The organism is Nonomuraea sp. NPDC049309 (assembly GCF_043196965.1).
Classification (GTDB): domain Bacteria; phylum Actinomycetota; class Actinomycetes; order Streptosporangiales; family Streptosporangiaceae; genus Nonomuraea; species Nonomuraea fastidiosa.
This window is the reverse complement of sequence record NZ_JBICSH010000001.1, coordinates 2,416,760-2,428,782: the sequence shown is the minus strand read 5'-3', so window position 1 is coordinate 2,428,782 and position 12,023 is coordinate 2,416,760. Positions and strand designations below refer to the sequence as shown.

Below are 12,023 nucleotides of genomic sequence, written 5' to 3'. Positions count from 1 at the left end.
CTTGATGCCGCTACGCCAGGCTCGCCCGGCAACCCGCGACACCAAGGTCACCTGGTGCCTGATGCCTGCGAAAAATTCTTGCAACGAAAGCCGCGGCCCGGACGTCCCTGGGAGGTGGAGTTCGAGGATTTCGTCCGGGCCAGGGGGCCGGCGCTGCTGCGGTACGGGCTCGTGCTGACGGGGAACGCCGACGACGCCGCGGACCTGGTGCAGGAGGCGCTGCTCAAGCTGAACTCCACCTGGCGCCGGGTCAGAAGGAAGGACGACCCGGAGGGCTACGTCCGCACGATCATGGCCAGGCAGCACGTGACCTGGTGGCGGCGCCGCCGGCGGGAGCACCTCACGGACGACGTGCCGTCGCCGGTCCGGGAGGACGAGGAGGACCTGCGCGAGGTCTGGGAACGGCTGCGCGCCTTACCGCCGAAGCAGCGGGCGGTGCTGGTGCTGCGCTACCACGAAGGGCTCGGCGACGGTGAGATCGCCGCGATCCTCGGGATCTCCCAGGCGACCGTACGCAGCCAGGCCTCCCGCGCCCTCGCCACCCTCCGCGCCCGCGCACGCGCCCTGTCGGGGAGGCAGGCATGACAACCGACGACGAACGCCCGCTCAACAACCCGACCAAGCCCAAGCCGCCCCGGGCCGAGCGGCCTGAGGCCGAGCGGTCAGGGGCTGGGCCGACTCGGGCCGGGCTGCCTGAGGCCGGGCCGACTCGGGTCGAGCGGTCCGAAGCTGAGCCGACCCAGGCCGGGCGGCCTGGAGCCGAACTGACTGGGGCCGAGCCGGCCACCAAGAGCCCGCCGTTCGGCGGTCCGCTGGTCGAGGGGCAGTCGGCCGAGGGGCAGTCGGCCGAGGGACCGGTGGTCGAAGGCGGGCTGGTCGATGGTGTTGGCGACGAGGTGATCGGTGACGAGGCGGTCGATGATCGGCTGAGCGAGGAGGAGCTGGCCGCGGCGTTGCGGACGATCGCGGAACGGGCTCCGCAGCACGACCTGCTCGCCGCCCTGGCGGCTCGGCGGCGGGACCGGCGCCGCCGCCGGACGGGGGCTGTGCTGGCGTCGGCGTGCGCGCTCGCGCTCGGGTGGGCGGTGGTGGCCGCGTGGCCGTCGCCGCCTCTGCCGGTCCCCGGACCCGGCGCGGGCAGCGCCGACGCCCCGAGCGCGGCACCCCCGAACACGACAGATCAGAGCGCCGCCGCCCCAAGCGCGACAGACCAGATCGCCGCAGTCCCAAGCACGGCAGACCAGAGCGCCGCCGCCCCGGGCGCGACGGATGCGAGCACGGCGGATCCCGCCTCAGGGTTGGAGACGCCGGGGCCAGGCGGAGAGTCCGCGTCAAGGCCGGACGGGGGCCAAACCGACCCCGGCCTCACGCCGAAGCCCGACAGCGACAGGACCTCCGGGCCGGATGAGGACGCTACGGGGGAAGCGGGCAGGGACGCCACGACAGATCCAGACGGAAGCCGCACGCAAGGGCCGGATGCGTCGCGGTCGGACGGAAGCCGCACGCAGGGGCCGGATGTGCCGGGGGCGGAGGGAAGCCGCGCCCAGGGGCCGGACGCGTCGGTGCCGGAGAGACGCGCCACGCCGGGATCAGGCAGGGAGGCTGCGTCTGGGCCGGATGGGAGGCGGGCGCAGGGGGCGGATGTGTCGCGGCCGGGTGGCAGGGAGATCGAGCGGGTGTGGCCGGCCGCGGTGGTCACCGTTCCGGCGGCCTACCGGCCGCTGGCCGCCATCGACGCCACGCGGCTCCTGGCCAGGGAGAGCCGTGGCACGATCGGCGTCTACGACGTCACCACCGGGCGGTTCACGACCGTGGCCACGCCGTCCGGCACGATGACGGCGCCGGCCGTCGATGGCGAGCACGCCGCCTGGCTGAGCGATGGCTGGGTGTGGGTCGCGCCGCTGCGGGGCGCCGGCCAGGCGCGGCGGATGGCCCGCGTCGAGGGGCGCGGCGTCGATCGGCTGGAGCTGGCGGGCGGTCAGGTGGTCTGGTCGAGCCCGATCGACGGGGTGTGGCGGATGCCCCTCGGCGGGGGAGCGGCGAAGAGCGGGGGAGCGGCGAAGAAGGTGCCCGGGTCGGCGGGGCTGCAGCTCGCGGGCTGGCCCTGGGCGACCGACGAGCCGCTCGCTCTCGATCGCAACGTCACCCGCCTGGTGAACCTGGAGACGGGCAAGAAGGTGACGATCCGGGCGGCGCGCGGGGTCGAGGGGCTGCGCTGCGGGCCCACCTGGTGCGTGGGGCGGCGCGGGCAGGACACCGTGGTGCAGCGGACGGACGGCCGTGACGTGCGGGTGGTCAAGGGCCTGCACGGGGAGTCTTACCGCGACCGGTTCTTTTCCGGGCACGACGGGGTGTACGACGCCCACGCCGACCGGCAGGTCTCCTTCGCGCCGCTCAGCGAGTGGTCGGGAGGGGACGGGGTGATCTACTGGGAGCAGGGCGACGGGCTACGGGTGGTGAACCTGGCCGCCGTCCCACCGGCCCGGTGAGCGGACGGGTCAGCACGGGCGGGCCGCTTCAGCAGTGCGGGCCCCGATGGAACGGGGCCGCAGCGAAGGCGGCCCCGTGGTGTCCGTGCTCAGGTCGCTCTCTTATGCGACCACCAGGTGATCGCCCACAGGATCAGGCCGATCGCCAGCAGCAGGCCCGCGATCTGGTACTGCCCGGCCGGCCGGCCGGACGACCAGGGCAGGACGAGGTAGAGGCAGGTGATCGTGCCGAGGACGGGCAGCACGCTGGGCGCCTTGAAGTGTTCGACCCCCGTGTCCTCCTTGCGCAGCACCAGGACGGAGACGTTGACCAGCGCGAAGACCGCGAGCAGCAGCAGCGAGGTGGTGCCGCCGAGCAGGGCGACGACCGGGCTGTCGGGCACCAGCGAGACGTAGGCGATGAGCAGCAGCGCGATCGCGGTGGTGAACACGATCGACGCGTGCGGGGTGCGCCGCCTCGGGTGGACCTTGGACAGGAACGGCGGCAGCACGCCCTGCTTGCTCATGCCGTACAGCAGGCGGCTGGCCATCAGCATGTTGATCAGCGCCGAGTTGGCGACGGCGAACATCGAGATGAACGGCAGCAGCTCGCCGATCGGCACCCCGGGTGCCGCCCTCTCCACCACCGTCACCAGCGGCGTCTCGCTCGCCTCCAGGTCGCCGACCGGCACCACGGCGACCGCGCAGATGGACACCAGCACGTAGATGAGCCCGGTGATGCCGATGCCGGTGAACATCATCCGCGGGAAGATCTTGACCGGGTCCTTGGTCTCCTCCGCCATGTTGACGGAGTCCTCGAAGCCGACCATGGCGAAGAAGGCCAGCGATGTGGCCGCGCTGACCGCGAGGAACACGCTCTTGTCCTCGGGGGTCTCGAACGCCACGACCCGGGAGAAGTCGGCCTCGCCGCCGGTGATGAAGTACAGGCTGAGCACGATCACGAGCAGCAGGCCGGACAGCTCGATCGCGGTGAGCACCACGTTGAGCTTGACGCTCTCGCCCACGCCGCGCAGGTTGACGGCCAGGACGAGCAGCATGAACGCCATCGCGATCAGCAGGATGACGGTGTTGCCGACGTCGAGACCGAAGCCGGTGGCGAGGTTGGCGGCGAAGGCCCGCGACGCCGCCGATGCCGAGGTGATGCCGGAGCACATCACCGCGAAGCACACCAGGAAGGTCAGCAGGTGCTTGCCGAACGCCTTGTGGACGTACAGCGCCGCGCCTGCCGCTTCCGGGTATTTCGTGACCAGCTCCAGATAGGAGCACGCCGTGATCAGCGCGACGACGAACGCGATGGCGAACGGCAGCCACGCGGCGCCGCCCACCTCCCCGGCCACCTGGCCGGTCAGAGCGTAGATGCCGGTGCCGAGGATGTCGCCGACGATGAACAGCAGCAGCAGGCCGGGGCCCATCACCCGCTTGAGGCTGGGCTGGCCGTCGCTCCCCGTTTCCGCGGGGCCGGGGGGACTGATCTGTGACATAGGGGTCCTTGTCGTGCGTCAGCCGTGCGGCTGCATGGGCATGGGAACGCGTCCCGCGCGCGGGAACCTCGTGGGTCGAGCGATCGTGGCGCCGGCGGGCGTCGTGGGCCGGACCGGCAGCCTGATCACGACGGTCATCCTGACACTTTACGGCGCGTGCAGAGCTCCGTGAATACGTCGTCACGGAGAGTCGGCGCGTGTCCTCACGCTGCGACGCGCGTACGCGAGAACCGGGCCCCGGGCTGCGACGGCCGTGCCTGGGCGGCGGAACGGCCACCCGGACCGGCGTCACGGCTACCGTCCGTTAGCCCAGGTCGTCGGCGGGTAGCGGCCCTCAGCAGCATGAAGCCGGTGCGAACTGGGGGAGTCATGAGCACCTTTCGGGACGAGACCGCTGGGCCGTCACGCCTGCCCGGCCTGCTCAAGGCGGCCGGGGTGGGAGCCTGCGCGGGGGCCGCGGCCGCGTACCTGCTGGACCCCGCGAGGGGACGGGCCCGCCGGGCGCGCGTGCGGGACAAGGCCGCGCACGCCACGCACGAGATGCGCGACGGCGCGGCCGTGCTCAGCCGCGACCTGGGCAACCGCGGGCGGGGAGCGGGCGCCGCGCTGCGCTACCGGTTCGCGGGCCGCTCGGCCGACGACCGGGTGCTGTCGGAGCGGGTACGCGCCGAGCTGGGCCGCCATATCAGCCACCCGCACGCCGTGCGCGTCTCCGTGCACGACCACGTGGTGACGCTGGAGGGCGACCTGCTCGCGGAAGAGGAGGAGCACGCGAGGAAGGCGGTGCGGCGCATCCCGGGCGTGAAGGCGGTCGACGCCCGCTGGACCCCGCACGTCGACCCGTCCGGCGTGCCGACGCTGCAGGGCCGGGGCCGGCCTCGCGAACCCGTTCCGGAACTGCGGCAGCAGCGCTGGTCCCCGACGGCCAGGTTCGTCGCCGGGCTGTGCGCCGCGTACGCGCTGGCCGCCTCCCGCCGCCTGCCCGGCCCGCTGGCCTGGATCGCGCGCGCGGCGGGCGTCGCCGTGGCCGCCCGCGCGCTGACGAACCTGCCGCTGCGCCGCCTCACCGGCATCAACGCCGGCAGGAACGCGGTGGACGTGTCGGAGGCGGTCGAGATCACCGCGCCGCCCGAGGCCATCTGGAAGCTGGTGAGCGACTACTCGGTGTTCGCCGAGGTCATGCCCGACGTGTACGAGGTGCGCCGCTCGCCCGACGGCGGGCTCTCGCACTGGATGATCAAGGGTCCGGCCGGCGTGCCGATCCGTTTCGACGCGACCGAGACCAAGCGCGACGAGGGCAAGGAGATCGCCTGGAAGTCCACGGAAGGCCAGCTCATCGCGCACACCGGGTCGCTGCGGCTGGTGGACAGGGGGCGGGGCAGGACCCGGGTGCAGGTGCGCTTCACCTACAACCCGGTGGTGGGCGCCGCCGGGCACGCCGTCGCCAAGCTGCTCGGCGCGGACCCCGGCCACAAGCTGCGGCAGGACCTGTCGCGGCTGAAGCGGCACGTCGAGCGCGCGCAGGAGCGGCGGGAGACCGGCCGCGGGGAGCGCCCGGTCGCGGTCGGCGGCTGAGCCGGTGCCGGCGCGGGGCTCCGCGCACCGGGCTCGGGTGCGCGGAGCCCGGTGCGCGGCGCGGGCTCAGCGGCCGCGGCGGCGCCGGGAGCCGCGTGGGCCGCCGTCGCGGGCAGCGCCGCCGCCCCCACCACTCCGGCCATGCCCGCCAGCAGGGACCTCCGGCCAGTCATCAGCACGTCCTTTCACCGCGGCGGATCGCCGCGTCTCACCCCGCCGCGTCTTGCTTCCGGGCGGTCCGGTACACGGGCGTCCGGAGGCGGCCGCCGCGCGACATGCCGCAGAGGCTGCCGACATCCGCGGAATTTCGTCAGTAACCCGGAAGAAATCCGTACGCGGACTTCCGGTCATCGGAAAGCCCGTACGGTATGGGCATCGCGGCGCCGCCGGCGCGGCGGCGGGAAACCTAGAGCGCCCGCCGGAGCGTTGGACGGGTGAGAGAAACGTGAGAGGACCACGGCGCGCCCAGACGGGGAAAGGCGGAGGATGACCTCGGGAACGAGCAGCACGCACGCGCAGGACATGCTGGGCCCCTACCGGGTGCTCAGGAAGATCGGCGAGGGCGGGATGGGCGTCGCCCACCTCGGGATCGACCCCGCCGGACGGCATGTCGCGATCAAGGTGCTGCATCCCCACGTGGCCGCCGACCTCAAGGCGCGCGACCGGCTGATCCGCGAGGTCGAGACCATGCGCCGGGTGCGCAGCCGCTACGTCGCCGAGGTGATCGACGCCCAGATCGCGGGCGGCCGCCCGTACGTGGTGACGCGCTTCGCCAACGGCCGCACGCTCGAGGACACCGTGCTGAGCGACGGCCCGCTCGAGCCCCACGAGGTCGTCAGGCTCGCCCGGGGCCTGTGCCAGGCGCTGGTGGACATCCACGCGGCCGGGGTGATCCACCGCGACCTCAAGCCGTCCAACGTCATGCTGGTCGACGGCGAGCCGCTGGTCATCGACTTCGGCATCGCGCAGCTCGTCGACTCGGCCCGGCTGACGCAGACCGGCATGTTCGTCGGCACGCCCGGCTACCTCGCGCCCGAGATCATCCGCGAGTCGCTCGTCACCCAGGCGGCCGACGTGCACGCGCTCGCCTCGACGGTGTTCTTCGCCGCCACGGGGCTGCCGCCGTTCGGCACGGGCACGTTCGAGTCGGTCTGCTTCAACACCATGGAGGGCCGCTGGCAGTCCGAGCACGCCCCCGGCTGGCTGCGCGGCTGGCTCACCCGCGCGCTCGACGTCGATCCCGCCGCCCGCCCCACCGCGCGCGAGCTCGCGCGCATGGCCGCCGCGCTCGACCCCGACGCCCGCCGTCCCGCCGGCGTCGCCGCGTACGACCGTACGCTCACGATGCCCGCGAGCGAGGACGCCGTCTCCGACCTGCTGCCGCCCGTCACGTACGCCACGAGCGTCCACGAGCGGGCGCACCCCGCGACCGCCGCGGCGCCCACCGTTCACGACGACAAGCCGGAGCCGCCGCGCCCCGCGCCGCCCCGCGAGCCGTTCGAGCTGCGCAGATTCCTCAAGAGCAGTGACTTCTCCGGCGTGCTCGTGCTCGTCATGCTGGCCTCGATCACCGTGCTGCGGCCGGTCACCATCGGCCTGATCGCGGCGGGGCTGTCGGTGGCGCTGCGGATCGCCGGCCACTACCTCGACGACGAACGCGAAGACCTCACCAGGGCCGCGCTCGTGACGGTCGGCCACCTGCTGCTGTCGCTCGCGTCCGGCATCGTCGCCGGCACGCTGCTCCACATGACCGGCCGGCTGAACGCGAGCCACGCCGAGTCGCTGGCGGCGGGCCTGTTCACGATCGGCCTGTTCGCGCTGCCGGGCGCGGGCAAGGTGCGGCGGGTCGCCTCCGCCGGGCTGGCCCGCGTGCTGCCCGGTCAGAGCGCGGTCATCGTCAATACCGCGATCCTGGGGCCGATCGCGCTCATCACGGTGATCGCCGCCCTGGGCCAGGGTCTGTGAGCGGGCCGGGCGGGGTCAGAGCCAGCCGCGCCGCTTGAAGATCACGTACAGGCTGAGGCAGGTCAGCGCCATCAGGGCGAGCGCGAACGGATAGCCGTAGGTCCAGCGCAGCTCGGGCATGTTCGGCGGCTGGAAGTTCATGCCGTAGACCGTGCCGATGAGGGTGGGCGCGAAGAGGATGGCCGCCCACGAGGAGATCTTCTTGATCTCCTCGTTCTGGGCCAGGCTGGCCTCCGTCATGTGCTTGATCTCCTCGTTCTGCGCCTGCGTGACGAGGGTGGCGTTGACGGTGAGGATGTCGGCCAGCATCTGGCGGAAGCCGTCCACCCGCTCGGCCACGGTGGTGGCGTGGTCGGCGACGTCGCGCAGGTAGCGCTGCAGCTCCTCCTCGGTGCCGTACTTGTCGAAACCCGCCGTCAGGCCGTCGAGGATGGCGAGCAGCGGCCTGGTCGCCCGCTGGAACTCGATCACCTCGCGCGACAGCTCGTAGATGCGCCGCGAGACGCCGGGGTCGCCGCCGAACACCTGCGTCTCGATTTCGTCGATGTCGTTCTGCAGTCCGGCGACGACGGGCGCGTAGCCGTCCACGACGTGGTCGAGCACGGCGTACAGGACGGCCTCGGAGCCGCGCGCGAGCAGCGCGGGATCGGCCTCCATGCGCTCGCGTACGGCGCGCAGCGGCGGCGCGTTGCCGTGGCGGACGGTCAGCACGAAGTCGGGGCCGCAGAACAGGTGGATCTCGCCGAACTCCACCTGCTCGGCGTCGTCGTCGTAGCGGGCGGCGCGCAGCACCACGAACAGGGTGTCACCGTAGCGCTCCAGCTTGGGCCGCTGATGGGCGACGACGGCGTCCTCGATGGCCAGCTCGTGCAGCCCGAACTCCTTGCCGAGCACCTCCAGGTGCTCCGCGTCGGGCTGGTAGAGGCCGATCCAGGCCATCGTGCCCGGCTCGTCGCGCAGCCGGGCACGCACGTCGGCGGGGGATGACGGGCTGTTCAGCCGCCGGCCGTCGCGGTACAGGGCGGCGTCGAGCACCTGGCCGTCGAGCACCCGCACGCCGTCGCGCCTGGCCGGGCGGTGGCCGCGCGGATCCATGGACTCCTCGGGTGAGGGCTTCCGCTCGGGCTCTGCCTTGACGGCCGGAGCCGCGATACGCCGTACGGGACGCAGAACGCGTGAACGCCAGTCGGACATCATCGGTGGACCTCCGGAACGTGCTCAAAGGGCGACGACCCGGCGCGCGCGACGGCATGGAGACCGGCATGAGGGCGTGCGGCGGCGCCGGGTGCGAAAGGGAGATGTCGGCCGCTCAGTGAATGGCTCAGTGAGTGCGACTAGGAGGTTGACTGCTCATGCAGCCTCACCTCCTCGCCCTGGGGCCACGCCTACGGTGGCATCCGGAAGAACCCGCTCAACATACCGCACGCACATGACGCGCGGATGGACGGCGCCGGGCCGGCGGGTGCGCGGCCGCCGGCGGGCTCGCGGAACGGTTCGCGTCATGGAGCAAACAGTGATCTTCATGACGGGGACGGTTTCGCGGACTTCGCGTACGTTGCGTACGGATGCTGCGGACTTTGCGTGCTTTGCGTGCGGAGCGGACGGTCGCGCGTACGGGACGGCGGAACGGCTCGCGCTCTTACGAGGGTACCCGGCGCACCGGCGCCGCCCACCCCCGCACGCGGACCGCGGCGGGCAGGTGCAGCCGCCCCCGGGTCGCCTGCCACGAGGCGACCATCACGAACGTGACGCTGACCAGCAGCGCCCACGCCCCGAACTTCGCCGGGTGCACCAGGTGCCAGGTGTCCTGCTGGTGCGGGTACTGCCAGGCGCCCAGGAAGGTCGCGATGTTCTCCGCCACCCACAGGAAGAACCCGATGAGCGCGAGCGACAGCGCCAGCGGCATCTGGTACCGGTGATCGCCCACCGTGAAGTGCACCACCGTCCCCCACGTGACGAGCAGCAGCGCGGCGGCCAGCGGGATGCGCAGGTCGATCGAGAAGTGCTGGCTGACGAAGTTCACGTAGATGGCCAGGGCCACCAGGGTCGTCGGCACCGTACGGTAGTTCACCAGCCGCAGCTCGAAGATCCGCCAGGCCGAGCAGACGTAGCTGCCCACGGCCGCGTACAGGAAACCGCTGTACAGCGGCACGCCGCCGATCTTGGTGTAGGCGTCCTCGGGGTAGCTCCACGAGCCGATCCGCACCTTGAACAGCTCGAACGCCAGCCCCACCAGGTGGAAGGCGGCGATCACGGCCGTTTCCGCGCCGGTCTCCCAGCCGGTCAGGCGCAGCAGGACGGTCACCGCGATGGCGTACAGCAGCAGCGCGTCGTACCGCGGGATCGGCAGCGGCACCACCGACGAGACGGCAAGGCCCGCGAACATGGCGACCGCGAACGTGCACGCCCGCGCCTCGGCCCAGGCGAAACGGAACAGCTGGGTGACGAAGAACCTCACGCCTGTATCCGATGGCCGCCAACCCATCCGAGTTCATGAGATTGTGTGAAATATCGGTGCAGGGTCGCCACCGGCCGGCGCGCCTCGTGCTCGGTCGTACACCCGTCTCCCACACCCGTGCCGAGAGTGCCGGCCGGAGCGGTGCCGAGGCTCGTTCGGAGAAGTCCTTGCTGGTGCTTGTGTTTTTCCGGGGCCGATCGGGGGCAGCCGCCTAACCAGTCGCCCCGGAGGTTCCAGCGTGGGGCAGGCGATCGCGGGGGCGGAGATCGTCCCGCCGGTGCCGGGGCCGCGGCTCATGGGGGAGGCCATCGATGGAGACACCGCCGAAGTTCATCAGCGGGCCGAGCAAGTTCCTGGACGACCGTCTCGGCCTGGCCGGCTTCCTCAAGCGCAATATGCGCAAGATCTTCCCGGACCACTGGTCGTTCCTGCTGGGCGAGATCGCGCTCTACACGTTCATCATCCTGCTGCTGACCGGCACGTTCCTCACCTTCTGGTTCCGCCCCAGCATGGGCGACGTCATCTACGACGGCCCGTACGCGCCGCTGCTCGGCGTGGAGATGTCCGAGGCGTACGCGTCCGCGCTGGAGATCAGCTTCGAGGTGCGCGGCGGCCTGCTGGTGCGGCAGATCCACCACTGGGCGGCCCTGCTGTTCGTGGCCAGCCTGGTCGTGCACATGCTGCGGGTGTTCTTCACCGGCGCCTACCGCAAGCCGCGCGAGCTGAACTGGCTCATCGGCATCGGCCTGTTCACGCTCTCGCTGTTCGAGGGCCTGACCGGCTACTCGCTGCCCGACGACCTGCTGTCCGGCGCGGGTCTGCGGATCACGCAGGGCGTGCTGCAGTCGATCCCGCTGATCGGCACGTACCTGTCGTTCTTCCTCTTCAACGGGGAGTATCCCGGCACGACCGTGATCGAGCGCTTCTACGCGCTGCACATCCTGCTCATCCCGGGCATCCTGCTCGCGCTCATCACCGCCCACCTCGTCCTGATGTGGGTGCAGAAGCACACCCAGATGCCGGGCAAGGGACGTACCGAGCACAACGTGGTCGGCGCGCCGCTGTACCCCGCGTTCATGGGCAAATCGGGTGCTTACCTGCTGTTCACGCTCGCGGTGCTGTGCGGGCTCGCGACGTTCGCACAGATCAACCCGATCTGGCTGTTCGGGCCGTACTCGCCGGCCGACATCTCCGCTGGCTCCCAGCCCGACTGGTACATGGGCTTCCTCGAAGGCTCGCTGCGGCTCATGCCGCCGTGGGAGATCAACCTGTTCGGCACCGCAGGAGGGACGCTGCCGCTCAGCGTGCTCATCCCGGCCCTCGTGCCGCTCGGGCTGATCATGACGGGGCTCGTGCTCTTCCCGTTCCTGGAACGGTGGGTCACCGGCGACAAGCGCGAGCACCACATCGCCGACCGGCCCCGCAACAACCCGCACCGCACCGCGATCGGCATCTCCGCCATCACCTTCTACGGGGTGCTGTGGCTGCTCGGCGCCAACGACGTCATCGCCAGCCATTTCCACATCAGCCTCAACTGGACGACGTACGCCGGCCGCGCGCTCATCTTCATCGGGCCCGCGCTGGCCTACTGGATCACGTACCGGATCTGCCTCGGGCTGCAGCGCTCGGACGCCGCCGTCGTGGCGCACGGCGTCGAGTCGGGCGTCATCAAGCGCCTGCCGCACGGCGAGTACATCGAGGTCCACTCGCCGCCGTCCGAGGACATCGAGGCGCACGTCCTCGGCAAGAAGCCCGTCCCGATGCTGCCGTCGGAGCCGGACGGCGACGGCGTGCCGCCCAAGGCCGCGCGCGGGCCGCTCGGCAAGCTCAGGATCAAGATGAGCCGCGCGTACGGAGGCGAGAAGATCCGGCTCGTCAGCGGCGACGGCCACGGAGACGGTTACGGGCACGGCACCGATGTCGAAGGCCGCGACACCCCGCCGACCGCCAGGACCGGCCCGCCCGATCACTAGCCGCGCCAGGCCGGCGGCCAGGACCGGCCTGCCCAGCACTAGGCGCGCCACCGGCGGAGGGCGCGGGTCCGCCCGACGGGGT

At 71.9% G+C, this 12,023-nt stretch carries 8 protein-coding genes; 5 read left to right on the top strand and 3 right to left on the bottom strand.

The window, feature by feature from the left end; translation table 11 throughout:
* Window positions 1-114: 114 nt before the first annotated feature.
* Together ACGFIM_RS10780 and ACGFIM_RS10775 are read left to right on the top strand one after the other, a co-directional pair.
* Window positions 115-585 carry a SigE family RNA polymerase sigma factor gene (locus ACGFIM_RS10780; protein WP_393197935.1) on the top strand — a complete coding sequence of 157 codons (471 nt, stop codon included), beginning with the start codon at window positions 115-117 and terminating at the stop codon, window positions 583-585.
* A gap of 1,058 nt (window positions 586-1,643) precedes the next feature.
* The gene (locus ACGFIM_RS10775) at window positions 1,644-2,489 is read left to right on the top strand and encodes a hypothetical protein (protein ID WP_393197932.1); all 846 of its coding nucleotides are present in this window, start codon (window positions 1,644-1,646) and stop codon (window positions 2,487-2,489) included.
* 89 nt (window positions 2,490-2,578) lie between these two features.
* On the opposite strand, the gene ACGFIM_RS10770 is transcribed toward ACGFIM_RS10775, so the two are convergent.
* Entirely contained in the window at window positions 2,579-3,970 is a 1,392-nt protein-coding gene (locus tag ACGFIM_RS10770; RefSeq protein ID WP_393197929.1) for an APC family permease, read from the bottom strand.
* A 369-nt stretch (window positions 3,971-4,339) separates the two neighbouring features.
* On the opposite strand from ACGFIM_RS10770, the gene ACGFIM_RS10765 reads away from it, so the two are divergent.
* Together ACGFIM_RS10765 and ACGFIM_RS10760 are read left to right on the top strand one after the other, a co-directional pair.
* Complete coding sequence (locus ACGFIM_RS10765) at window positions 4,340-5,545, top strand: SRPBCC family protein (RefSeq protein WP_393197926.1); 1,206 nt, start codon at window positions 4,340-4,342, stop codon at window positions 5,543-5,545.
* 486 nt (window positions 5,546-6,031) lie between these two features.
* The gene (locus ACGFIM_RS10760) at window positions 6,032-7,510 is read left to right on the top strand and encodes a serine/threonine-protein kinase (protein WP_393197923.1); all 1,479 of its coding nucleotides are present in this window, start codon (window positions 6,032-6,034) and stop codon (window positions 7,508-7,510) included.
* Between the two features lie 15 nt (window positions 7,511-7,525).
* On the opposite strand, the gene corA is transcribed toward ACGFIM_RS10760, so the two are convergent.
* Complete coding sequence (gene corA, locus ACGFIM_RS10755) at window positions 7,526-8,704, bottom strand: magnesium/cobalt transporter CorA (protein WP_393197920.1); 1,179 nt, start codon at window positions 8,702-8,704, stop codon at window positions 7,526-7,528.
* Between the two features lie 445 nt (window positions 8,705-9,149).
* The gene (locus ACGFIM_RS10750; protein ID WP_393197917.1) at window positions 9,150-9,968 is read right to left on the bottom strand and encodes a DUF817 domain-containing protein; all 819 of its coding nucleotides are present in this window, start codon (window positions 9,966-9,968) and stop codon (window positions 9,150-9,152) included.
* Between the two features lie 311 nt (window positions 9,969-10,279).
* Here ACGFIM_RS10750 and ACGFIM_RS10745 point away from each other — a divergent pair, with 311 nt between their 5' ends.
* Window positions 10,280-11,941: a cytochrome bc complex cytochrome b subunit gene (locus tag ACGFIM_RS10745; protein ID WP_393197914.1), complete on the top strand. Its 1,662-nt coding sequence runs from the start codon at window positions 10,280-10,282 to the stop codon at window positions 11,939-11,941.
* Window positions 11,942-12,023 lie beyond the last annotated feature (82 nt).

Excerpts from the sequence above, each read along its gene's own strand:
- ACGFIM_RS10770 (WP_393197929.1), bottom strand. The coding sequence starts at position 3,970 with ATGTCACAGATCAGTCCCCCCGGCCCCGCGGAAACGGGGAGCGACGGC.
- ACGFIM_RS10765 (WP_393197926.1), top strand. The coding sequence starts at position 4,340 with ATGAGCACCTTTCGGGACGAGACCGCTGGGCCGTCACGCCTGCCCGGC.
- ACGFIM_RS10760 (WP_393197923.1), top strand. The coding sequence starts at position 6,032 with ATGACCTCGGGAACGAGCAGCACGCACGCGCAGGACATGCTGGGCCCC.
- corA (WP_393197920.1), bottom strand. The coding sequence starts at position 8,704 with ATGTCCGACTGGCGTTCACGCGTTCTGCGTCCCGTACGGCGTATCGCG.
- ACGFIM_RS10745 (WP_393197914.1), top strand. The coding sequence starts at position 10,280 with ATGGAGACACCGCCGAAGTTCATCAGCGGGCCGAGCAAGTTCCTGGAC.